We start from the raw sequence: 23690 nt of genomic DNA, 5'->3' as shown, positions 1-23690 counted from the left end.
ATAATATTCACTAAATCAATATAAAAACATTCGTACAGCATATAATTCAATACAAATCATCAGGATAGTTGCGGTAGCGAGCAAGTTTTACTCTTTCTTACCTCGTTGATTAAATGCAATAAATTATTCTGAAGTATGTCTACCAATGAAAAGTATGAGCGGTTAAACAGAAATTAATATCGACTGTTTTTACTCTTGCAGCACAATTAGCTAATTTGACGCATACAGAACTCTCGCTGGTGAACCGTTTTTGTTGCATCAGGGTTGACATCCGTTTTTGTATCCAGTAACTCTAAAAGCATATCGCATTCATCCGGAGCTGATTTAATGACTCACATCGTTCGCTTTAACGGTCTACTACTACTAAACGCATCTTCTTTGCGCGGTAGACGAGTGAGCGGCATCCAGCATTAAGCCAGCACGCAGTCAGACAAAAAACCCGCGCATTGCGCGGGTTTTTTTATGCCCGAAGCGAAGCGCCCTAAAAGAGACAAGGATCCAAACTATGAGCCAGCAAGTCATTATTTTCGATACCACATTGCGCGACGGTGAACAGGCGTTACAGGCAAGCTTGAGTGCGAAAGAAAAACTGCAAATTGCGCTGGGCCTTGAGCGAATGGGGGTTGACGTGATGGAAGTCGGTTTCCCCGTCTCTTCGCCGGGCGATTTCGAATCGGTGCAAACCATTGCTCGCCAGGTCAAAAATAGCCGCGTTTGTGCGTTAGCCCGTTGCGTGGAAAAAGATATCGACGTGGCGGCAGAATCCCTGAAAGTTGCCGAAGCCTTCCGTATTCATACCTTTATTGCCACCTCCCCAATGCACATTGCCACCAAGCTGCGCAGCACGCTGGATGAGGTGATCGAACGCGCCATCTATATGGTGAAACGTGCACGCAATTACACCGATGATGTTGAATTTTCTTGCGAAGACGCCGGACGCACACCGATTGCCGATCTGGCGCGAGTGGTCGAAGCAGCAATTAACGCCGGTGCCACTACCATCAACATCCCGGACACCGTGGGCTATACCATGCCATTTGAGTTCGCCGGAATCATCAGCGGTCTGTATGAACGCGTACCAAACATCGATAAAGCCATTATTTCCGTACACACTCACGATGATTTAGGCCTGGCGGTCGGCAACTCGCTGGCGGCGGTACATGCCGGAGCACGGCAGGTAGAAGGTGCGATGAACGGGATCGGTGAACGCGCGGGTAACTGTTCGCTGGAAGAAGTGATCATGGCGATCAAAGTGCGTAAGGATATTCTCAACGTCCACACCGCCATTAATCACCAGGAGATATGGCGCACCAGTCAGTTAGTTAGCCAGATTTGCAATATGCCGATCCCGGCAAACAAAGCCATTGTTGGCAGCGGCGCGTTCGCACACTCCTCCGGTATTCATCAGGATGGCGTGCTGAAAAATCGCGAAAACTACGAAATCATGACACCAGAATCTATTGGTCTGAACCAAATCCAGTTAAATCTGACCTCTCGTTCTGGTCGTGCGGCAGTAAAACACCGCATGGATGAGATGGGATATAAAGAAAGTGAATATAATTTAGACAATCTGTACGACGCTTTCCTGAAACTGGCAGATAAAAAAGGCCAGGTATTTGATTACGACCTGGAGGCTCTGGCCTTTATTGGTAAACAGCAAGAAGAACCGGAACACTTCCGTCTGGATTACTTCAGTGTGCAGTCGGGTTCTAACGATATCGCCACTGCCGCCGTCAAACTGGCCTGTGGCGGGGAAGTCAAAGCGGAAGCCGCCAACGGTAATGGCCCGGTTGATGCCGTCTACCAGGCGATTAACCGTATCACTGACTACAACGTCGAACTGGTGAAATACAGCCTGACCGCCAAAGGCCACGGTAAAGATGCGCTGGGTCAGGTGGATATCGTCGCTAACTACAACGGTCGCCGCTTCCACGGCGTCGGCCTGGCCACCGATATTGTCGAGTCCTCCGCCAAAGCAATGGTGCACGTGCTGAACAATATCTGGCGCGCCGCAGAAGTCGAAAAAGAGTTACAACGCAAAGCTCAACACAACGAAAACAACAAGGAAACCGTGTGATGTCGAAGAATTACCATATTGCTGTTTTACCTGGGGATGGGATCGGGCCGGAAGTCATGACCCAGGCCCTGAAAGTACTGGATGCCGTGCGTAACCGCTTTGCGATGCGTATCACCACCAGCCATTACGATGTTGGCGGCGCAGCCATTGATAACCACGGGCAGCCGTTGCCGCCAGCGACGGTTGAAGGCTGTGAACAAGCCGATGCCGTACTGTTTGGCTCGGTAGGTGGCCCGAAGTGGGAGCATTTGCCGCCAGACCAACAACCAGAACGCGGCGCGCTGTTACCTCTGCGTAAACATTTCAAATTATTCAGCAATCTGCGCCCGGCAAAACTGTATCAGGGGCTGGAAGCATTCTGTCCGCTGCGTGCTGATATTGCCGCTAACGGCTTCGACATCCTGTGCGTGCGTGAGTTAACCGGCGGCATCTATTTCGGTCAACCGAAAGGCCGTGAAGGTAGCGGTCAGTATGAAAAAGCGTTTGATACCGAGGTATATCACCGTTTTGAGATCGAGCGCATTGCCCGCATCGCGTTTGAATCTGCCCGCAAACGTCGCCGCAAAGTCACGTCAATCGACAAAGCCAACGTGCTGCAATCCTCTATTTTATGGCGGGAGATCGTTAACGAGATCGCCATTGAATATCCGGATGTTGAACTGGCACATATGTACATCGACAACGCCACCATGCAGTTGATTAAAGATCCGTCGCAATTTGACGTGCTGCTGTGCTCCAACCTGTTTGGTGACATTCTTTCTGACGAATGCGCGATGATTACCGGTTCGATGGGGATGTTGCCTTCCGCCAGCCTGAACGAACAAGGTTTTGGTCTGTATGAACCGGCAGGCGGCTCTGCGCCGGATATCGCAGGCAAAAACATCGCTAACCCAATTGCGCAAATTCTGTCGCTGGCGCTGCTGTTGCGCTACAGCCTGGATGCCGATGATGCGGCTTCCGCTATTGAACGCGCCATTAACCGCGCATTAGAAGAAGGCATTCGCACCGGAGATTTGGCCCGTGGCGCTGCCGCCGTAAGTACCGATGAAATGGGCGATATCATTGCCCGCTATGTGGCAGAAGGGGTGTAATTATGGCTAAGACGTTATACGAAAAATTGTTCGACGCTCATGTAGTTTACGAAGCTGAAAACGAAACCCCGCTGTTATATATCGACCGCCATCTGGTGCATGAAGTGACGTCACCGCAGGCGTTTGATGGTCTGCGCACCCACGGACGCCCGGTACGTCAGCCAGGTAAAACTTTCGCCACTATGGACCACAACGTCTCGACCCAGACCAAAGACATTAATGCCTGCGGAGAAATGGCGCGCATCCAGATGCAGGAGCTGATCAAAAACTGCAAAGATTTTGGCGTCGAGCTGTATGACCTGAATCACCCGTATCAGGGAATTGTCCACGTGATGGGGCCAGAACAAGGCGTCACCTTACCGGGAATGACCATTGTTTGCGGCGACTCGCATACCGCCACCCACGGCGCGTTTGGCGCACTGGCGTTTGGCATCGGTACTTCCGAAGTTGAACACGTGCTGGCAACGCAAACCCTGAAGCAGGGTCGTGCGAAGACCATGAAAATTGAAGTCCAGGGTAAAGCCGCACCAGGAATTACTGCGAAAGATATCGTGCTGGCAATTATCGGTAAAACCGGCAGTGCAGGCGGCACCGGGCATGTGGTGGAGTTTTGCGGTGAAGCAATCCGTGATTTAAGCATGGAAGGTCGCATGACCCTGTGCAATATGGCAATCGAAATGGGCGCAAAAGCCGGTCTGGTTGCGCCGGACGAAACCACCTTTAACTATGTCAAAGGCCGTCTTCATGCGCCGAAAGGCAAAGATTTCGACGACGCCGTCGCCTACTGGAAAACACTGCAAACCGACGAAGGTGCAACTTTCGATACTGTTGTCACTCTGCAAGCAGAAGAGATTGCGCCGCAAGTCACCTGGGGCACCAACCCAGGCCAGGTGATCTCCGTGAACGACAATATTCCCGATCCCGCTTCGTTTGCCGATCTGGTTGAGCGCGCGTCAGCAGAAAAAGCGTTGGCCTATATGGGGCTGAAACCGGGTATTCCGCTGACCGAAGTCGCTATCGATAAAGTATTTATCGGTTCCTGCACCAACTCACGTATTGAAGATTTACGTGCAGCGGCGGAAATCGCCAAAGGGCGGAAAGTTGCGCCAGGCGTTCAGGCACTGGTCGTTCCCGGCTCTGGCCCGGTAAAAGCGCAGGCAGAAGCAGAAGGGCTGGACAAAATTTTTATTGAAGCGGGTTTTGAATGGCGCTTGCCTGGCTGCTCAATGTGTCTGGCGATGAACAACGATCGCCTGAATCCGGGCGAGCGTTGTGCCTCCACCAGCAACCGTAACTTTGAAGGCCGCCAGGGGCGCGGCGGGCGCACGCATCTGGTTAGCCCGGCAATGGCGGCCGCCGCTGCCGTCACAGGTCATTTCGCTGACATTCGCAACATTAAATAAGGAGCACACCATGGCAGAGAAATTTATCAAACACACAGGCCTGGTTGTTCCATTGGATGCCGCCAATGTCGACACTGATGCCATTATCCCGAAACAGTTTTTGCAGAAAGTGACGCGCACTGGTTTTGGCGCGCATCTGTTTAACGACTGGCGTTTTCTGGATGAAAAAGGCCAACAGCCAAACCCGGACTTCGTGCTGAATTTCCCACAATATCAGGGCGCTTCCATTTTACTGGCGCGGGAAAACTTCGGCTGTGGCTCCTCGCGTGAGCACGCTCCCTGGGCGCTGACCGATTACGGATTTAAGGTGGTGATTGCGCCCAGTTTCGCGGACATCTTCTACGGCAACAGCTTTAACAACCAGTTGCTGCCGGTGAAATTAAGCGATGCCGAAGTGGACGAGCTGTTTACACTGGTGCAGGCTAATCCGGGAATTCACTTCGACGTGGATCTGGAAGCGCAAGAGGTGAAAGCGGGGAATAAAACTTATCGTTTTACCATCGATGCCTTCCGCCGCCACTGCATGATGAACGGTCTCGATAGCATCGGTCTGACGTTGCAGCACGGCGATGCCATTGCTGATTATGAAGAGAAGCAACCGGCGTTTATGCGCTAGTTTTATGAGTCGGATAAGGCATTCACGCCGCATCCGGCACTCAATCGCCAAAAAGAAAAAAGCCAGCAGGTATTCACTGCTGGCGTGGCGATTAACACCAATACTCAGTCACACATGATGTCTGCAGATCAGTAGTCAGAATGACTCCCCTCCCACTGCATCAGTTATTCAAGCATGGCTAATCGTTGTGGAACGCTTAACCAACTCAGTCAGCACATCATTGCTGTCATTGCAAAATAGTGCCGATAAAACTGACGAATGGGATACCTCCTTGCTTCATCGTTAAGAATTATTGACTTAATATAGGGATAATAAAATTGCTGACTTTTGCGCAGGAGTTCCCCTTTTATGCCTTCAGGTCGTCTGCAACAACAGTTCATCCGGCTGTGGCAATGCTGCGAGGGTAAATCGCAGAACACGACGCTCAACGAACTGGCAGAGTTATTGAGCTGTTCCCGCCGTCATATGCGCACCCTGCTAAACACCATGCAGGATCGTGGCTGGCTGACGTGGGAGGCGGAGGTTGGCCGCGGTAAACGCTCGCGTTTGACCTTCCTCTACACCGGACTTGCGCTTCAGCAACAGCGGGCGGAGGATCTGCTGGAACAGGATCGTATCGATCAACTGGTGCAACTCGTCGGTGATAAAACCGCTGTGCGGCAAATGTTGGTTTCCCATCTGGGGCGTAGCTTCCGCCAGGGGCGGCACATTCTGCGCGTGCTCTACTATCGTCCGTTGCGTAATCTGCTACCTGGCAGCGCATTACGCCGTTCCGAAACGCATATCGCCCGGCAAATCTTCAGCGCGTTAACCCGCATAAATGAGGAAAATGGGGAACTGGAGGCGGACATTGCCCACCACTGGCAACAAATTTCCCCACTTCACTGGCGTTTCTTTTTACGTCCCGGTATCCAATTTCATCATGGCCGTGAGCTGGAAATGGACGATGTCATCGCCTCTTTGAAACGGCTCAATACGCAGCCGCTCTATTCCCACATTGCTGAAATTGTTTCGCCAACGCCCTGGACGCTGGATATCCATCTTACGCAGCCCGATCGTTGGTTGCCGTTACTACTGGGGCAAGTTCCGGCGATGATCCTGCCACGGGAATGGGAAACCATCAGCAACTTTGCCAGTCATCCGATCGGCACCGGTCCGTATGCGGTAATGCGTAACAGCGCCAATCAGTTGAAAATTCAGGCATTCGATGACTTCTTCGGTTATCGGGCACTCATCGATGAAGTTAACGTCTGGGTTCTGCCGGAAATTGCCGACGAGCCAGCCGGAGGGCTAATGCTGAAAGGGCCGCAGGGTGAGGAAAAAGAGATTGAAAGCCGCCTGGAAGAAGGTTGCTACTATTTACTGTTCGACAGCCGCACCCATCGCGGGGCGAATCAGCAAGTCAGAGACTGGGTAAGCTACGTTCTTTCTCCGAGCAATCTGGTCTATTTCGCGGAAGAACAGTACCAGCAACTCTGGTTCCCGGCCTACGGACTGCTCCCCCGTTGGCACCATGCCCGCCCCACGCATTGCGAAAAACCCGCCGGGCTGGAAAGCCTTACCCTGACCTTTTATCAGGATCATATTGAACATCGGGTAATTGCCAGGATCATGCAGCAAATTCTGGCGAGCCATCAGGTAACGCTTAACATCAACGAGATCAGCTACGATCAGTGGCATGCGGGAGAGATCGAAAGCGATATCTGGCTTAACAGCGCCAACTTTACGCTGCCGCTGGATTTTTCGCTGTTCGCGCATTTGTGCGAAGTGCCGCTGCTACAACACTGTATTCCGATCGACTGGCAAGCCGATGCCGCGCGCTGGCGCAATGGCGAGATGAATCTGGCGAACTGGTGCCAGCAGTTAGTGACCAGCAAAGCGATGGTGCCATTGATCCATCACTGGCTGATCATTCAGGGGCAACGCAGTATGCGCGGCCTGCGCATGAATACCCTTGGATGGTTCGATTTTAAATCAGCGTGGTTTGCACCGCCGGATCCATGATTGCTGGTTGATAACAAACTCACTACACTAACGCCGTTCTCAACGGGGTGCCACGCAAATGCGTGCGCTGAGAAAATACCCGTCGAACCTGATCCGGATAACGCCGGCGAAGGGATTTGAGGCTCCTTCTCAAGTCCTTTGCCACTCTTCTTTGAGGTGCAAAGTGTTAAAAAAATGTCTTCCTTTGCTGTTGCTGTGCACAGCGCCCGTTTTTGCGAAACCTGTTCTGACCGTCTATACCTACGACTCCTTCGCTGCCGACTGGGGGCCAGGTCCGGTAGTCAAAAAAGCCTTTGAAGCCGACTGTCATTGCGAACTGAAACTGGTGGCGCTGGAAGATGGCGTCTCGCTGCTCAACCGTCTGCGGATGGAAGGTAAAAACAGCAAAGCCGATGTGGTGCTGGGTCTGGATAACAATCTGTTAGATGCCGCCAGCAAAACCGGGCTGTTTACCAAAAGCGGCGTGTCAGCGGATGCGATCAATGTACCCGGCGGCTGGAATAATGACACTTTCGTACCATTTGATTACGGCTACTTCGCCTTCGTCTATGACAAGAACAAACTGAAAAATCCGCCGCAAAGCCTGAAAGAACTGGTTGAGAGCGATCAAAACTGGCGGGTGATTTATGAAGATCCACGCACCAGTACGCCAGGTCTGGGTCTGCTGCTGTGGATGCAAAAAGTCTATGGCGATGACGCCCCGCAAGCCTGGCAGAAACTGGCGAAGAAAACCGTCACCGTCACCAAAGGCTGGAGCGAAGCCTATGGCCTGTTTTTAAAAGGCGAAAGCGATCTGGTATTGAGCTACACCACTTCTCCGGCTTATCACATTCTCGAAGAGAAGAAAGATAACTACGCCGCCGCCAACTTTAGCGAAGGTCACTATCTGCAAGTGGAAGTCGCCGCCCGCACCGCTGCCAGCAAGCAGCCGGAGCTGGCACAAAAATTCCTCCAGTTTATGGTTTCTCCGGCTTTCCAGAATGCGATCCCAACCGGCAACTGGATGTATCCGGTAGCAAACGTCGCACTACCTGCCGGTTTTGAACAACTGACCAAACCGGCCACCACGCTGGAATTCACGCCAGCCGAAGTGGCGGCACAACGTCAGGCATGGATTAGCGAATGGCAACGCGCCGTCAGCCGTTAATTCCTGGCTGGTTAATTCCAGGTGTAAGCGCCGCCACGCTGGTGGTGGCGGTTGCACTGGCGGCGTTTCTCGCGCTGTGGTGGAACGCGCCGCAGGGGGACTGGGCAACAATATGGCAGGACAGCTACCTGTGGCATGTGGTGCGCTTCTCCTTCTGGCAGGCGTTTCTCTCTGCGCTGCTCTCTGTCGTGCCCGCAATATTCCTCGCCCGCGCCCTCTACCGCAGGCGCTTTCCGGGGCGGCAGGCGCTGTTGCGTCTGTGCGCCATGACCTTAATCCTGCCTGTGCTGGTCGCTGTTTTCGGCATTCTTAGCGTTTATGGTCGCCAGGGCTGGCTGGCATCGCTCTGGCAATCGCTTGGTCTGGAGTGGACTTTTTCGCCCTACGGCCTGCAAGGCATTTTGCTGGCGCACGTATTTTTTAATCTGCCGATGGCGAGCCGCTTATTACTCCAGGCACTGGAAAACATCCCCGGTGAACAACGTCAACTTGCCGCCCAGCTTGGGATGCGCGGCTGGCATTTTTTCCGCTTCGTCGAATGGCCGTGGTTACGGCGACAAATCCCGCCGGTTGCTGCGCTTATCTTTATGCTCTGTTTCGCCAGCTTCGCCACCGTGCTGGCGCTGGGCGGCGGGCCACAGGCGACGACTATCGAACTGGCAATCTATCAGGCGCTGAGTTACGACTACGATCCCGCCCGCGCAGCAATGCTGGCGCTGATCCAGATGGTGTGCTGTCTGGGACTGGTGTTGTTGAGCCAACGATTAAGTAAGGCCATCGCCCCCGGCACTACGCTGCTGCACGGTTGGCGCGACCCGGACGATCGTCTGCACAGCCGCATTTGCGATACGGTGCTGATCGTGCTGGCGCTGCTGTTGTTGCTGCCACCGTTACTGGCGGTGATCGTTGATGGCGTGAATTACCAGTTGCCAGAAGTGCTGGCACAACCGGTACTGTGGCAGGCACTGTGGACCTCATTGCGCATCGCGCTGGCGGCAGGCGTATTGTGCGTAGTGCTGACCATGATGCTGCTGTGGAGCAGTCGCGAACTGCGGGCGCGGCAGAAAATGCTGGCTGGTCAGACACTGGAGATGAGCGGAATGCTGATCCTCGCCATGCCCGGCATTGTGCTGGCAACGGGCTTCTTTTTATTGCTCAACAACACTACTGGCCTGCCACAATCTGCTGACGGCATTGTGATTTTCACCAATGCGCTAATGGCGATCCCTTACGCGCTGAAAGTGCTGGAAAACCCGATGCGCGATATCACCGCCCGCTACAGCATGTTGTGTCAGTCGTTGGGCATTGAAGGCTGGTCGCGTTTAAAAATGGTCGAGCTGCGCGCCCTGAAACGTCCGCTGGCGCAGGCACTGGCTTTTGCCTGCGTGCTGTCGATTGGTGATTTTGGTGTGGTGGCATTGTTCGGTAACGATGATTTCCGCACCCTGCCGTTTTATCTCTACCAGCAAATTGGCTCTTACCGCAGCCAGGACGGCGCGGTCACCGCATTAATTCTGCTGCTGCTCTGTTTTCTGCTGTTTACCATGATTGAAAAACTACCGGGGCGAAATGTTAAGACTGACTGATATCACCTGGCTTTATCACCATTTGCCAATGCGTTTTAGCTTAACGGTGGAACGCGGCGAGCAAGTGGCGATCCTCGGGCCAAGCGGCGCAGGTAAAAGTACCCTGCTGAATTTGATCGCCGGTTTTCTGACGCCAGCCAGCGGTTCGCTGACTATCGACGGTATTGATCACACGACGACACCGCCGTCACGCCGTCCGGTATCAATGCTGTTTCAGGAGAACAACCTGTTCAGCCACCTGACGGTAGCGCAGAACATCGGGCTGGGATTGAATCCGGGATTGAAGTTGAACGCAATACAGCAGGAGAAAATGCACGCAATCGCCCGTCAGATGGGGATTGATAATTTAATGGCGCGGTTACCGGGTGAGCTTTCCGGCGGCCAGCGGCAGCGCGTGGCGTTAGCGCGCAGTCTGGTTCGTGAACAGCCCATTTTATTGCTTGATGAACCGTTCTCCGCACTCGATCCGGCGCTGCGTCAGGAGATGTTGACGCTGGTGAGCACGAGCTGCCAGCAGCAAAAAATGACGCTATTGATGGTGTCACATAGCGTAGAAGATGCCGCGCGGATCGCCACGCGCTCGGTGGTGGTTGCCGACGGGCGCATCGCCTGGCAGGGGAAGACAAATGAGTTATTGAGCGGTAAGGCGAGTGCTTCGGCGCTGTTGGGAATTAAAGGCTAATATGCACTGTCGGATGCGGCGTGAACGCCTTATCCGACCTACGGGGGGTGTATTGTAGGCCTGATAAGACGCGGCAAGCGTCGCATCAGGCGCCCCGTACAAGACTATGCCCTAAACCCCAACCACTTTACGCAAAATATCGATATACACCGGCATCAACGGATGGCGAATCAACACCACCAGCGCCACTACCCCAACGCCAGAAATTAGCGGCGTCAGCCACAGCAGATGACCACGCGACAAATAATGGCTTAAGCGATCGGTTACTTTGCCACTGCGCCATAACCGCCAGCACAACCAGCCGCCAACCCACAAAAACACCGCCGTTGCCAGCAATAACCACTTAAATTCACCGCTCTGCATCCCGGCAGGAATATCAATCGCCGCCCCCGCCAGAATCCCCGGCAGGAAGTAAAACGGTGGCCACAGCAGGCAGCCGATAATATTTGGCGTAATAAATTTTGCTACGGGCAGATCCAACATCCCTGCCACCATTGGCACCAGCGGACGCGTCGGGCCGACAAAACGACCGACCAGAATGGTAAACATGCTGTGTTGATGCAACGCATGTTCGGTTTTATCGAGCAACGCTTTGTTTTTCTTCAGAAACGACCAACGATGGAGCGGCTTTTTAAAACGCCAGCCCAGCCAGAAAGAGATCCAGTCCCCCATCAGGCAGCCAACAATCCCCGCCAGCCAGGCGTGCCAGAAACTTAACTCGCCGCTGCCAATCAGCGCTCCCAGCCCCGCCATCAGTACCGTACCGGGCAAAATCAAACCGACCAGCGCCAGCGACTCCAGAAAAGCCACCAATACCACCGCCATCAGCGAATAAACGGTGGATTGGGTAATAAAGTGTTCCAGCAATGCTTGCATAATGTGCCTGTCAAATGGACGAAGCAGGGATTCTGCAAACCCAATGCTACTCCGTCAAGCCGTCAATTCTCTGATTCGTTACCAGTTATGACAACCTGACAGCTACATCATTCACTTTTTCTTCACAACCAGCACGGAACTCGCTTGGGCTGGCCCCAGTACATTTTTTAAATACCCGCGAGAAATAGAGTTGATCATCAAAGCCAACATTGCGCCCGACCGTCGCGATAGGCATCCGGGTTGTACTCAATAGCAGCTTCGCCTGGCTAATGCGTTGATCCTCACGCCAGCTTAAGACGCTAATCCCTAACTGCTGACGGAACAAATGCGACAAACGCGACGGCGACAGGCAGACATGCTGTGCAACGCTGGCGATATCAAAATTGCTGTCTGCCAGGTGGTCGCTGATGTACTGACAAGCCTCGCGTACCCGATTATCCATTGGCGGATGCATCGACTCATTGATCGCTTCCATCCGCCGCAGTAACAATTGCTCAAGAAGATTTATCGCCAGCAGTTCCGAATAGCGCCCTTCTCCTTGTCCGGCGTTAATAATTTGCCCAAACAACTCGCTGAAATGCGGCTGGTGCGCTTCGTCCGGGCGAAAGAAACCGGTATTGGCAAATATCGACGGCCAGTTAAGCCATTCGTGCCAGTAGGCGCGAGGACGAAAGTAAACCCACTGGTGATACCATTCACGAGCCTCCGGATGACGACCGTAGTGATGAATTTCTCCCGGCGGGAACAACAAAATATCCCCCGGTCGGCAAACAAATTCTCGTCCCTGATTTTTCACCACACCCTGTCCACGAATGGTGAGATTGAGAATATAGCCTTTCATTCCCAGCGGTCGGTCGATAAAAAAATCGAGATAACCGTTGGCCTCAATCGGTGTTAAACCCGCCACCAGATGGGCGTTAAACGAGTAACCCGGCAGCAAGGGATCATTTTGCGCTTCAGCCATACTTTTCATACTCCCGCCGTTCAGAGAAGAAACCAATTGTCCATATTGCATCAGACATTACCGTCACTGCGTCTTTTACTGGCTCTTCTCGCTAATCCAACCGGCAACCCCGCTTGTGAAAAGCATTTTGTAACAAAGGGGGCCGAAAGCCATGACAAAAACGCGTAACAAAAGTGTCTATAATGACGGCAGAAAAGTCCACATTGATTATTTGCACGGCGTCACACTTTGCTATGCCATAGCATTTTTATCCATAAGATTAGCGAATACTGCCTGACTGTTTTTATCGCAACTCTCTACTGTTTCTCCATACCCGTTTTTTTGGATGGAGTGAAACGATGGCGATTGCAATTGGCCTCGATTTTGGCAGTGATTCTGTGCGAGCTTTGGCGGTGGACTGCGCCACCGGTGAAGAGATCGCCACCAGCGTAGAGTGGTATCCCCGTTGGCAGGAAGGGCAATTTTGTGATGCCCCAAATAACCAGTTCCGTCATCATCCACGTGACTACATTGAGTCAATGGAAGCGGCGCTAAAAACTGTGCTTGCAGAGCTTAACGCCGAACAACGCGCGGATGTGGTCGGCATTGGTGTGGATAGCACGGGCTCCACGCCTGCACCAATCGACGCCGACGGCAACGTGCTGGCGCTACGCCCGGAGTTTGCTGAAAACCCGAACGCGATGTTCGTCTTGTGGAAAGACCACACAGCGGTTGAAGAAGCGGAAGAGATCACCCGCTTGTGTCACGCACCCGGCAAAGTTGACTATTCTCGCTATATTGGCGGTATTTATTCCAGCGAATGGTTCTGGGCGAAAATACTCCACGTTACCCGCCAGGACAGCGCCGTGGCGCAATCAGCCGCGTCGTGGATTGAGCTATGTGACTGGGTGCCAGCCCTGCTCTCTGGCACCACTCGCCCGCAAGATATCCGTCGCGGGCGTTGCAGCGCCGGACACAAATCACTGTGGCATGAAAGCTGGGGCGGTCTTCCACCAGCCAGTTTCTTTGATGAGTTGGACCCGCTCCTCAATCGACATTTGCCCTCCCCGCTGTTTACTGACACCTGGACTGCCGATATTCCAGTTGGCACTTTATGCCCGGAATGGGCGCAGCGTCTCGGTCTGCCTGAAAGCGTAGTGATTTCTGGTGGCGCGTTTGACTGCCATATGGGCGCGGTCGGCGCGGGCGCACAGCCTAACGCACTGGTAAAAGTGATCGGTACTTCTACCTGCGACATTCTCATTGCCGACAAACACAGCGTTGGCGAGCGCGCAGTGAAAGGTATTTGCGGTCAGGTTGATGGCAGTGTAGTGCCTGGGTTTATCGGCCTGGAGGCCGGTCAGTCAGCATTTGGTGATATCTACGCCTGGTTTGGTCGCGTACTCGGCTGGCCGCTGGAACAACTTGCCGCCCGGCATCCGGAACTGAAAGAACAAATCAACGCCAGCCAAAAACAACTGTTACCTGCGCTGACCGAGGCGTGGGCCAAAAATCCGTCTCTGGATCACCTGCCGGTGGTACTCGACTGGTTTAACGGTCGCCGCACGCCAAACGCTAACCAACGCCTGAAAGGGGTGATTACCGATCTGAACCTCGCTACCGATGCTCCTCTGCTGTTTGGCGGTTTGATTGCCGCTACCGCCTTTGGCGCGCGCGCAATTATGGAGTGCTTCACCGGGCAGGGGATCGCCGTCAATAACGTGATGGCGCTGGGCGGCATCGCCCGCAAAAACCAGGTCATTATGCAGGCCTGCTGCGACGTGCTGAATCGCCCACTACAAATTGTCGCTTCTGACCAGTGCTGCGCGCTCGGCGCAGCGATTTTCGCCGCCGTTGCTGCAAAAGTGCACTCAGATATCCCATCAGCACAACAAAAAATGGCCAGCGCGGTCGAGAAAACGCTGCAACCGCGCAGCGAACAGGCACAACACTTTGAACAGCTTTATCGCCGCTATCAGCAGTGGGCGATGAGCGCCGAACAACACTATCTTCCAACTTCTGCCCCGGCACAGGCTGCCCAGGCCGTTCCGACTCTATAAGGACACGATAATGACGATTTTTGATAATTATGAAGTGTGGTTTGTCATTGGCAGCCAGCATCTGTATGGCCCGGAAACCCTGCGTCAGGTCACCCAACATGCCGAGCACGTCGTTAAGGCGCTGAATACGGAAGCGAAACTGCCCTGTAAACTGGTGCTGAAACCACTGGGCACCACACCGGATGAAATCACCGCGATTTGCCGTGACGCCAATTATGACGATCGTTGCGCGGGTCTGGTGGTGTGGCTGCACACTTTCTCCCCGGCCAAAATGTGGATCAACGGATTGACCATCCTCAACAAACCACTGCTGCAATTCCACACCCAGTTTAACGCTGCATTACCGTGGGACAGCATCGATATGGACTTTATGAACCTGAACCAGACCGCACACGGCGGCCGCGAGTTCGGCTTCATCGGCGCTCGTATGCGCCAGCAACATGCCGTGGTCACCGGTCACTGGCAGGATAAACAAGCTCATGAACGTATCGGCTCCTGGATGCGCCAGGCTGTGTCTAAACAGGATACCCGTCATCTGAAAGTCTGCCGCTTTGGCGACAATATGCGTGAAGTGGCGGTCACTGACGGCGATAAAGTTGCCGCGCAGATCAAGTTCGGTTTCTCCGTTAATACCTGGGCAGTTGGCGACCTGGTGCAGGTGGTTAACTCAATCAGCGATGGCGATGTCAACGCGCTGGTTGATGAGTACGAAAGCAGCTACACCATGACGCCTGCCACACAGATCCACGGTGAAAAACGGCAGAACGTGCTGGAAGCGGCACGGATTGAGCTGGGAATGAAGCGTTTCCTGGAACAAGGTGGCTTCCACGCGTTCACTACCACCTTTGAAGATCTGCACGGTCTGAAACAACTCCCTGGTCTCGCCGTACAACGTCTGATGCAACAGGGCTATGGCTTTGCGGGCGAAGGCGACTGGAAAACTGCCGCCCTGCTTCGCATCATGAAGGTGATGTCAACCGGTCTGCAGGGCGGCACCTCCTTTATGGAGGACTATACCTATCATTTCGAGAAAGGTAATGACCTGGTGCTCGGCTCCCACATGCTGGAAGTCTGTCCGTCGATCGCGGCAGAAGAGAAACCGATCCTCGACGTTCAGCACCTTGGTATTGGCGGTAAAGATGATCCTGCCCGCCTGATCTTCAACACTCAAACTGGCCCGGCCATCGTCGCCAGCCTGATTGATCTCGGTGATCGTTATCGTCTGCTGGTTAATTGCATCGATACGGTGAAAACGCCGCACTCCCTGCCGAAACTGCCGGTGGCGAATGCACTGTGGAAAGCGCAACCGGATCTGCCAACCGCTTCCGAAGCGTGGATCCTCGCTGGTGGCGCACACCATACCGTCTTCAGTCATGCGCTGAACCTGAACGATATGCGCCAGTTTGCCGAGATGCACGACATTGAAATCACGGTGATTGATAACGACACCCGCCTGCCTGCGTTTAAAGACGCGCTGCGCTGGAACGAAGTGTATTACGGATTTCGTCACTAAGTAGCCGCATCAGGTATGTAACGCCTGATGCGACGCTGGCGCGTCTTATCAGGCCTACACGCTGCGATTTTGTAGGCCGGATAAGCAAAGCGCATCCGGCATTCAGCGCCTGATGCAACGCTGGCGCGTCTTATCAGGCCTGCGATTACGAACCGAAGGCTGATTTTGTAGGCCGGATAAGTAAAGCGCATCCGGCATTCAGCACCTGATGCAACGCTGGCGCGTCTTATCAGGCCTGCGATTACGAGCCGAAGGCTGATTTTGTAGGCCGGATAAGCAAAGCGCATCCGGCATTCAGCACCTGATGCAACGCTGGCGCGTCTTATCAGGCCTGCGATTACGAGCCGAAGGCTGATTTTGTAGGCCGGATAAGCAAAGCGCATCCGGCATTCAGCACCTGATGCAACGCTGGCGCGTCTTATCAGGCCTGCGATTGCGAGCCGAAGGCTGATTTTGTAGGCCGGATAAGCAAAGCGCATCCGGCATTCAGCACCTGATGCAACGCTGGCGCGTCTTATCAGGCCTGCGATTGCGAGCCGAAGGCTGATTTTGTAGGCCGGATAAGCAAAGCGCATCCGGCATTCAGCACCTGATGCAACGCTGGCGCGTCTTATCAGGCCTGCGATTGCGAGCCGAAGGCTGATTTTGTAGGCCGGATAAGCAAAGCGCATCCGGCATTCAGCACCTGATGCAACGCTGGCGCGTCTTATCAGGCCTGCGATTGCGAGCCGAAGGCTGATTTTGTAGGCCGGATAAGCAAAGCGCATCCGGCACGAAGGAGTCAACATGTTAGAAGATCTCAAACGTCAGGTATTAGAAGCCAACCTGGCGCTCCCAAAACACAACCTGGTCACACTGACCTGGGGCAACGTCAGCGCCGTTGATCGCGAGCGCGGCGTCTTTGTGATCAAACCTTCCGGCGTCGATTACAGCATCATGACCGCCGACGATATGGTCGTGGTCAGCATCGAAACCGGTGAAGTGGTTGAAGGAACGAAAAAGCCCTCCTCCGACACGCCAACTCACCGGCTGCTCTATCAGGCATTCCCGTCCATCGGCGGCATTGTGCACACCCACTCCCGCCATGCCACGATCTGGGCACAGGCAGGCCAGTCAATCCCGGCAACTGGCACTACCCACGCCGACTATTTCTACGGCACCATTCCCTGCACCCGCAAAATGACCGATGCGGAAATCAACGGCGAATATGAGTGGGAAACCGGTAATGTCATCGTCGAAACCTTCGAAAAACAGGGTATCGATGCGGCGCAAATGCCTGGCGTGCTGGTGCATTCTCACGGCCCGTTTGCGTGGGGTAAAAACGCCGAAGATGCGGTACACAACGCCATCGTGCTGGAAGAAGTCGCTTATATGGGGATTTTCTGCCGCCAGTTAGCGCCACGGTTACCGGATATGCAGCAAACGCTGCTGGACAAGCACTACCTGCGTAAACATGGCGCGAAGGCGTATTACGGGCAGTGATGACTGTATAAAACCACAGCCAATCGACCGAAACCAGGCTATACTCAAGCCTGGTTTTTTGATGGATTTTCAGCGTGGCGCAGGCAGGTTTTATCTTAACCCGACACTGGCGGGATACCCCGCAAGGAACCGAAGTTTCCTTTTGGTTAGCGACGGACAACGGGCCGTTGCACGTTACGCTTGCGCCGCAAGAATCCGTGGCGTTTATTCCCACCGATCAGGTTCCCCGCGCCCAGCTCATTTTGCAAAGTGAGCAAGGATTTCGTCTGACGCCGCTGGCGTTAAAGGATTTTCACCGCCAGCCAGTGCATGGCCTTTACTGTCGCGCCCATCGCCAGTTGATGAATTACGAAAAGCGCCTGCGTGAAGCTGGCGTCACCGTTTACGAGGCCGATGTGCGTCCGCCAGAACGTTATCTGATGGAGCGTTTTATCACCGCTCCGGTGTGGGTCGACGGTGATTTCCGTGATGGCGCTATCGTCAACGCCCGTCTGAAACCTAATCCCGACTATCGTCCGCCGCTCAAGTGGGTTTCTATTGATATTGAAACCACCCGCCACGGTGAGCTGTACTGTATCGGCCTGGAAGGTTGCGGGCAGCGCATCGTTTATATGCTGGGGCCAGAGAATGGCGACGCCTCCGCGCTCAATTTCGATCTGGAGTATGTTGCCAGCCGTCCGCAACTACTGGAAAAACTCAACGCCTGGTTTGCAACTCACGATCCGGATGTGATCATCGGCTGGAACGTAGTGCAGTTCGATCTACGGATGCTGCAAAAACATGCCGAGCGTTATCGCATTCCCCTGCGTCTGGGGCGCGATAACAGTGAGCTGGAGTGGCGCGAGCACGGCTTTAAAAACGGTGTCTTTTTCGCCCAGGCCAAAGGTCGGCTGATTATCGATGGTATTGAAGCGCTGAAATCTGCGTTCTGGAATTTCTCTTCGTTTTCGCTGGAAACCGTTGCCCAGGAATTGTTAGGCGAAGGCAAATCTATCGATAACCCGTGGGATCGCATGGACGAAATTGACCGCCGTTTCACCGAAGATAAGCCTGCACTGGCGACTTATAACCTGAAAGATTGCGAACTGGTCACACAGATCTTCCATAAAACCGAGATCATGCCATTTTTACTCGAACGAGCGACGGTGAACGGCCTGCCGGTTGACAGGCACGGCGGTTCGGTGGCTGCGTTTGGTCATCTCTATTTTCCGCGTATGCATCGCGCCGGATATGTCGCCCCCAATCTCGGTGAAGTGCCGCCTCACGCCAGCCCTGGCGGCTATGTGATGGATTCACGACCCGGACTTTATGATTCGGTGTTGGTGCTGGACTACAAAAGCCTGTACCCGTCGATCATCCGCACCTTTCTGATTGATCCCGTCGGGTTGGTGGAAGGCATGGCGCAGCCTGATCTAGAACACAGCACCGAAGGTTTTCTCGATGCGTGGTTTTCGCGGGAGAAACATTGCCTGCCGGAGATTGTGACTAACATCTGGCACGGGCGCGATGAAGCCAAACGTCAGGGCAATAAGCCGCTGTCGCAGGCGCTGAAGATCATTATGAATGCCTTTTATGGCGTGCTCGGCACCACCGCCTGTCGATTCTTCGATCCGCGCCTGGCGTCGTCGATCACCATGCGCGGCCATCAGATCATGCGACAAACCAAAGCGTTAATTGAAGCACAGGGTTATGACGTGATCTACGGTGACACCGACTCAACATTTGTCTGGCTGAAAGGCGCACATTGCGAAGAAGAGGCGGCGAAAATCGGTCGCGCACTGGTACAGCACGTTAACGCCTGGTGGGCGGAAACGCTGCAAAAACAACGGCTGACCAGCGCACTGGAACTGGAGTATGAAACTCATTTCTGCCGTTTTCTGATGCCTACCATTCGCGGAGCTGATACCGGCAGTAAAAAGCGTTATGCCGGGCTGATTCAGGAAGGCGACAAGCAACGGATGGTGTTTAAAGGACTGGAAACCGTGCGTACCGACTGGACACCGCTGGCTCAGCAGTTTCAGCAGGAGCTGTATTTGCGTGTCTTTCGCAATGAACCGTATCAGGAATACGTGCGCGAAACTATCGACAAACTGATGGCGGGCGAACTGGATGCCCGACTGGTTTACCGTAAACGACTCCGCCGCCCGCTAAGCGAATATCAACGAAATGTGCCGCCTCACGTACGCGCTGCTCGCCTTGCCGATGAAGAAAACCAAAAGCGCGGCCGCCCCTTGCAATACCAGAACCGCGGCACCATTAAGTACGTATGGACCACCAACGGCCCGGAGCCGCTGGACTATCAACGTTCGCCGCTGGATTACGAACACTATCTGACCCGCCAGCTTCAACCTGTGGCGGAAGGAATACTCCCCTTTATTGAGGATAATTTTGCTACACTTATGACCGGGCAACTTGGGCTATTTTGAGCAAAAAAAGAGTTCGTCAGATGCCATTTTGATGCGTGACGAAAGCGCCGCCATCCAGTACCATAGCGCCCTTTCCATTCCTGGACCTGAATAACGCCACTACCGCATTAGCCTGGTAGCGGGTAGTTATTGCCTGCAATTAAAGATATAGAGCCAAACACATATGCCTTTTACACTTGGTCAACGCTGGATCAGCGATACAGAAAGCGAATTAGGACTTGGAACCGTTGTCGCGGTGGATGCGCGAACTGTCACTTTACTTTTCCCATCTACTGGTGAAAACCGTCTGTATGCACGCAGTGATTCTCCCGTGACCCGCGTGATGTTCAACCCCGGTGATACCATTACCAGCCATGACGGCTGGCAGATGCAAGTCGAAGAAGTAAAAGAAGAAAATGGCTTGCTGACCTATATCGGTACTCGCCTGGATACCGAAGAGTCCGGCGTGGCTCTGCGTGAAGTTTTCCTTGATAGCAAGCTGGTGTTCAGCAAACCGCAGGATCGTCTGTTTGCCGGGCAGATTGACCGTATGGACCGCTTTGCGTTGCGTTATCGCGCGCGTAAGTATTCCAGCGAACAGTTCCGTATGCCGTACAGCGGCCTGCGCGGTCAGCGTACCAGCCTGATCCCGCATCAGCTCAACATCGCGCATGATGTCGGCCGCCGCCATGCGCCGCGTGTCCTGCTGGCTGACGAAGTCGGTTTAGGGAAAACCATTGAAGCCGGGATGATCCTGCATCAGCAACTACTGTCTGGCGCTGCCGAGCGTGTGCTGATTATCGTGCCGGAAACCTTGCAACATCAGTGGCTGGTAGAAATGCTGCGCCGCTTCAACCTGCGTTTTGCGCTGTTTGATGACGAGCGTTACGCCGAAGCCCAGCACGACGCCTACAACCCGTTCGATACCGAACAACTGGTGATTTGCTCGCTAGATTTTGCCCGCCGCAGCAAACAGCGTCTGGAACATCTGTGCGAAGCCGAATGGGATCTTCTGGTTGTCGATGAAGCGCACCACCTGGTGTGGAGCGAAGATGCGCCGAGCCGTGAATATCAGGCCATTGAACAACTGGCAGAGCATGTGCCTGGCGTTCTGCTGCTGACCGCAACCCCGGAACAACTGGGGATGGAAAGCCACTTTGCCCGCCTGCGTCTGCTGGACCCGAACCGTTTCCACGATTTCGCGCAATTCGTTGAAGAGCAAAAAAATTATCGTCCGGTGGCCGATGCCGTTGCCATGCTGCTGGCTGGTAACAAACTGAGCAACGACGAGCTGAACATGTTAGGTGAAATGATTGGCGAGCAGGACATCGAACCGCTATTGCAGGCCGCAAACAGCGACAGTGAAGATGCCCAGAGCGCCCGTCAGGAGCTGGTTTCCATGCTGATGGATCGCCACGGCACCAGCCGCGTGCTGTTCCGTAACACGCGTAATGGCGTAAAAGGCTTCCCGAAACGCGAACTGCACACCATTAAGCTGCCGCTGCCGACGCAGTATCAGACGGCAATTAAAGTGTCCGGCATTATGGGCGCACGTAAGAGTGCGGAAGATCGCGCTCGCGATATGCTCTACCCGGAACGTATTTATCAGGAATTTGAAGGCGATAACGCCACCTGGTGGAACTTCGATCCGCGCGTTGAGTGGTTGATGGGCTACCTGACCAGCCACCGCTCGCAGAAAGTGCTGGTGATCTGCGCCAAAGCTGCCACCGCGCTGCAACTGGAGCAGGTACTGCGCGAGCGTGAAGGTATCCGCGCAGCCGTGTTCCACGAAGGCATGTCGATTATCGAACGTGACCGCGCTGCCGCCTGGTTTGCAGAAGAAGACACCGGCGCGCAGGTACTGCTGTGCTCAGAAATCGGTTCTGAAGGGCGTAACTTTCAGTTCGCCAGCCACATGGTGATGTTCGATCTGCCGTTCAACCCGGATCTGCTGGAACAGCGTATTGGTCGTCTGGATCGTATCGGTCAGGCGCACGATATTCAGATCCACGTACCTTATCTGGAGAAAACAGCCCAGTCGGTACTGGTGCGCTGGTATCACGAAGGTCTGGATGCATTCGAGCACACCTGCCCGACCGGACGCGCTATCTACGATAGTGTGTACAACGATCTGATTAACTACCTGGCTTCACCGGATCAAACCGAAGGCTTTGATGAGTTGATCAAAAATTGCCGCGAGCAACATGAAGCCCTGAAAGCGCAACTGGAGCAGGGCCGTGACCGTCTGCTGGAGATCCATTCCAACGGCGGCGAAAAAGCCCAGGCGCTGGCTGAAAGCATTGAAGAACAGGATGACGATACCAACCTGATCGCCTTCGCCATGAACCTGTTCGATATTATTGGTATCAACCAGGACGATCGTGGCGACAACCTGATCGTACTGACGCCTTCCGATCATATGCTGGTGCCGGACTTCCCGGGTTTGTCGGAAGACGGTATTACCATCACCTTCGACCGTGAAGTAGCGCTGGCGCGTGAAGATGCACAGTTTATTACCTGGGAGCATCCGCTGATCCGCAACGGTCTGGATCTGATCCTTTCTGGCGATACCGGCAGTAGCACGATTTCGCTGCTAAAAAACAAAGCGCTGCCTGTAGGCACGCTGTTGCTGGAGCTGATTTACGTGGTTGAAGCACAGGCACCGAAGCAGTTGCAACTCAACCGCTTCCTGCCGCCGACACCAGTGCGTATGCTGCTGGATAAAAACGGCAACAACCTGGCGGCGCAGGTAGAGTTTGAAACCTTCAACCGTCAGCTTAACGCAGTGAATCGCCACACCGGTAGCAAGCTGGTTAACACTGTGCAGCAAGAGGTTCACGCCATTCTGCAACTGGGCGAAGCGCAGATTGAGAAGTCTGCCCGTGCATTGATTGATGCGGCACGTAACGAAGCCGACGAAAAACTGTCTGCGGAACTGTCGCGCCTGGAAGCACTGCGTGCGGTTAACCCGAACATTCGTGACGACGAACTGGCTGCCATTGAGAGCAACCGTCAGCAGGTTATGGAAAGTCTGGATCAGGCAGGCTGGCGTCTGGATGCCCTGCGTTTGATCGTTGTAACGCATCAGTAACGGAGCCGAAGATGGGGATGGAAAACTACAATCCGCCGCAGGAACCCTGGCTGGTTGTCCTGTATCAGGATGATCACATTATGGTGGTCAACAAGCCGAGTGGGTTGTTGTCTGTGCCGGGGCGTCTGGAGGAGCACAAAGACAGCGTGATGACGCGCATTCAGCGTGATTATCCGCAGGCGGAATCGGTACATCGCCTGGATATGGTCACCAGCGGCGTGATTGTAGTGGCGCTGACTAAAGCCGCGGAGCGAGAATTAAAACGTCAGTTCCGCGAGCGCGAGCCGAAAAAGCAGTATGTGGCTCGCGTCTGGGGGCATCCATCCCCCGCCGAAGGTCTGGTCGATCTGCCACTGATTTGCGACTGGCCAAACCGCCCGAAACAGAAAGTCTGTTACGAAACGGGTAAGCCTGCGCAGACGGAATATGAAGTGGTGGAGTATGCGGCGGATAACACCGCAAGAGTGGTGTTAAAGCCGATTACCGGACGTTCTCATCAGCTACGTGTGCATATGCTGGCGCTGGGTCATCCGATTCTTGGCGATCGTTTTTATGCTTCACCAGAAGCGAGAGCGATGGCACCGCGGTTATTGTTACATGCAGAGATGTTGACGATTACCCATCCGGCATATGGCAATAGTATGACGTTTAAAGCGCCAGCGGATTTTTAATCGTCACGCTGGCGAAGTTCGGTAGGCCGGAGAAGGCGTTCAC

General features: G+C 54.0%; 18 protein-coding genes and 1 riboswitch. Of the genes, 15 read left to right on the top strand and 3 right to left on the bottom strand.

The window, feature by feature from the left end; translation table 11 throughout:
- Positions 1-327: 327 nt before the first annotated feature.
- The 9 genes from leuL (at position 328) to thiQ (ending at position 10606) form a co-directional block, all read left to right on the top strand.
- On the top strand, positions 328-414 hold the full coding sequence (leuL, locus tag A9587_RS08650) for a leu operon leader peptide (protein WP_010378126.1): 87 nt from the start codon (positions 328-330) through the stop codon (positions 412-414).
- A 91-nt stretch (positions 415-505) separates the two neighbouring features.
- Positions 506-2077, top strand: a complete 1572-nt coding sequence (leuA, locus tag A9587_RS08645) for a 2-isopropylmalate synthase (protein ID WP_016249606.1) — start codon at positions 506-508, stop codon at positions 2075-2077.
- Positions 2077-3168, top strand: a complete 1092-nt coding sequence (gene leuB, locus A9587_RS08640) for a 3-isopropylmalate dehydrogenase (RefSeq protein WP_000042367.1) — start codon at positions 2077-2079, stop codon at positions 3166-3168. Before leuA ends, leuB begins: the two co-directional genes overlap by 1 nt.
- 2 nt (positions 3169-3170) lie before the next feature.
- The gene (leuC, locus tag A9587_RS08635) at positions 3171-4571 is read left to right on the top strand and encodes a 3-isopropylmalate dehydratase large subunit (protein ID WP_105281917.1); all 1401 of its coding nucleotides are present in this window, start codon (positions 3171-3173) and stop codon (positions 4569-4571) included.
- Positions 4572-4581: 10 nt separating this feature from the next.
- Positions 4582-5187, top strand: coding sequence for a 3-isopropylmalate dehydratase small subunit (gene leuD / locus A9587_RS08630; protein WP_001517737.1), 606 nt, complete (start codon positions 4582-4584; stop codon positions 5185-5187).
- A 348-nt stretch (positions 5188-5535) separates the two neighbouring features.
- The gene (gene sgrR, locus A9587_RS08620) at positions 5536-7191 is read left to right on the top strand and encodes a DNA-binding transcriptional regulator SgrR (RefSeq protein ID WP_001517736.1); all 1656 of its coding nucleotides are present in this window, start codon (positions 5536-5538) and stop codon (positions 7189-7191) included.
- Between the two features lie 33 nt (positions 7192-7224).
- A riboswitch (TPP riboswitch) is annotated at positions 7225-7324 on the top strand.
- A gap of 30 nt (positions 7325-7354) precedes the next feature.
- Positions 7355-8338, top strand: a complete 984-nt coding sequence (gene thiB / locus A9587_RS08615; protein ID WP_001517735.1) for a thiamine ABC transporter substrate binding subunit — start codon at positions 7355-7357, stop codon at positions 8336-8338.
- Positions 8314-9924, top strand: coding sequence for a thiamine/thiamine pyrophosphate ABC transporter permease ThiP (thiP, locus tag A9587_RS08610; protein ID WP_105281916.1), 1611 nt, complete (start codon positions 8314-8316; stop codon positions 9922-9924). Before thiB ends, thiP begins: the two co-directional genes overlap by 25 nt.
- On the top strand, positions 9908-10606 hold the full coding sequence (gene thiQ / locus A9587_RS08605; protein WP_105281915.1) for a thiamine ABC transporter ATP-binding protein ThiQ: 699 nt from the start codon (positions 9908-9910) through the stop codon (positions 10604-10606). The genes thiP and thiQ overlap by 17 nt, the downstream gene beginning before the upstream one ends.
- Before the next feature lie 111 nt (positions 10607-10717).
- Here thiQ and A9587_RS08600 read toward each other — a convergent pair whose 3' ends face one another.
- Positions 10718-11482 carry a DedA family protein gene (locus tag A9587_RS08600; RefSeq protein ID WP_016249604.1) on the bottom strand — a complete coding sequence of 255 codons (765 nt, stop codon included), beginning with the start codon at positions 11480-11482 and terminating at the stop codon, positions 10718-10720.
- Positions 11483-11567: 85 nt separating this feature from the next.
- On the bottom strand, positions 11568-12446 hold the full coding sequence (gene araC / locus A9587_RS08595; protein ID WP_001517733.1) for an arabinose operon transcriptional regulator AraC: 879 nt from the start codon (positions 12444-12446) through the stop codon (positions 11568-11570).
- 338 nt (positions 12447-12784) lie between these two features.
- Between araC and araB the strand changes: the two genes are divergently transcribed.
- Positions 12785-14485, top strand: a complete 1701-nt coding sequence (gene araB, locus A9587_RS08585) for a ribulokinase (protein ID WP_000951828.1) — start codon at positions 12785-12787, stop codon at positions 14483-14485.
- 10 nt (positions 14486-14495) lie between these two features.
- Positions 14496-15998, top strand: a complete 1503-nt coding sequence (araA, locus tag A9587_RS08580) for an L-arabinose isomerase (protein ID WP_000151713.1) — start codon at positions 14496-14498, stop codon at positions 15996-15998.
- Here the strand turns inward: araA and A9587_RS08575 are convergent.
- The gene (locus A9587_RS08575; protein WP_105281914.1) at positions 15995-16786 is read right to left on the bottom strand and encodes a hypothetical protein; all 792 of its coding nucleotides are present in this window, start codon (positions 16784-16786) and stop codon (positions 15995-15997) included. The genes araA and A9587_RS08575 overlap by 4 nt on opposite strands.
- Between A9587_RS08575 and araD the strand changes: the two genes are divergently transcribed.
- The 4 genes from araD to rluA all read left to right on the top strand — a co-directional run bounded on the left by araD (position 16785) and on the right by rluA (position 23647).
- On the top strand, positions 16785-17480 hold the full coding sequence (araD, locus tag A9587_RS08570; RefSeq protein ID WP_000888659.1) for an L-ribulose-5-phosphate 4-epimerase: 696 nt from the start codon (positions 16785-16787) through the stop codon (positions 17478-17480). The two genes, A9587_RS08575 and araD, sit on opposite strands and share 2 nt — an antisense overlap.
- A gap of 74 nt (positions 17481-17554) precedes the next feature.
- Positions 17555-19906 (top strand): DNA polymerase II, encoded by a 2352-nt coding sequence (gene polB / locus A9587_RS08565; protein WP_105281913.1) that lies wholly within the window; start codon positions 17555-17557, stop codon positions 19904-19906.
- Between the two features lie 163 nt (positions 19907-20069).
- Positions 20070-22976: an RNA polymerase-associated protein RapA gene (rapA, locus tag A9587_RS08560; protein ID WP_105281912.1), complete on the top strand. Its 2907-nt coding sequence runs from the start codon at positions 20070-20072 to the stop codon at positions 22974-22976.
- An 11-nt stretch (positions 22977-22987) separates the two neighbouring features.
- Entirely contained in the window at positions 22988-23647 is a 660-nt protein-coding gene (gene rluA / locus A9587_RS08555) for a bifunctional tRNA pseudouridine(32) synthase/23S rRNA pseudouridine(746) synthase RluA (protein ID WP_105281911.1), read from the top strand.
- Positions 23648-23690 lie beyond the last annotated feature (43 nt).

The organism is Escherichia sp. MOD1-EC6162, assembly GCF_002965125.1.
Classification (GTDB): Bacteria; Pseudomonadota; Gammaproteobacteria; order Enterobacterales; family Enterobacteriaceae; genus Escherichia; species Escherichia marmotae.
The sequence above is the reverse complement of the archived record's forward strand: the minus strand, read 5'-3'. Positions and strand labels throughout refer to the sequence as shown.

Bases quoted from the DNA above. Each gene is read 5' to 3' on its own strand.
- leuL (WP_010378126.1), top strand. From the start codon at position 328: ATGACTCACATCGTTCGCTTTAACGGTCTACTACTACTAAACGCATCT.
- leuA (WP_016249606.1), top strand. From the start codon at position 506: ATGAGCCAGCAAGTCATTATTTTCGATACCACATTGCGCGACGGTGAA.
- leuB (WP_000042367.1), top strand. From the start codon at position 2,077: ATGTCGAAGAATTACCATATTGCTGTTTTACCTGGGGATGGGATCGGG.
- leuC (WP_105281917.1), top strand. From the start codon at position 3,171: ATGGCTAAGACGTTATACGAAAAATTGTTCGACGCTCATGTAGTTTAC.
- leuD (WP_001517737.1), top strand. From the start codon at position 4,582: ATGGCAGAGAAATTTATCAAACACACAGGCCTGGTTGTTCCATTGGAT.
- sgrR (WP_001517736.1), top strand. From the start codon at position 5,536: ATGCCTTCAGGTCGTCTGCAACAACAGTTCATCCGGCTGTGGCAATGC.
- thiP (WP_105281916.1), top strand. From the start codon at position 8,314: ATGGCAACGCGCCGTCAGCCGTTAATTCCTGGCTGGTTAATTCCAGGT.
- thiQ (WP_105281915.1), top strand. From the start codon at position 9,908: ATGTTAAGACTGACTGATATCACCTGGCTTTATCACCATTTGCCAATG.
- A9587_RS08600 (WP_016249604.1), bottom strand. From the start codon at position 11,482: ATGCAAGCATTGCTGGAACACTTTATTACCCAATCCACCGTTTATTCG.
- araC (WP_001517733.1), bottom strand. From the start codon at position 12,446: ATGGCTGAAGCGCAAAATGATCCCTTGCTGCCGGGTTACTCGTTTAAC.
- araB (WP_000951828.1), top strand. From the start codon at position 12,785: ATGGCGATTGCAATTGGCCTCGATTTTGGCAGTGATTCTGTGCGAGCT.
- araA (WP_000151713.1), top strand. From the start codon at position 14,496: ATGACGATTTTTGATAATTATGAAGTGTGGTTTGTCATTGGCAGCCAG.
- araD (WP_000888659.1), top strand. From the start codon at position 16,785: ATGTTAGAAGATCTCAAACGTCAGGTATTAGAAGCCAACCTGGCGCTC.
- A9587_RS08575 (WP_105281914.1), bottom strand. From the start codon at position 16,786: ATGTTGACTCCTTCGTGCCGGATGCGCTTTGCTTATCCGGCCTACAAA.
- rapA (WP_105281912.1), top strand. From the start codon at position 20,070: ATGCCTTTTACACTTGGTCAACGCTGGATCAGCGATACAGAAAGCGAA.
- rluA (WP_105281911.1), top strand. From the start codon at position 22,988: ATGGGGATGGAAAACTACAATCCGCCGCAGGAACCCTGGCTGGTTGTC.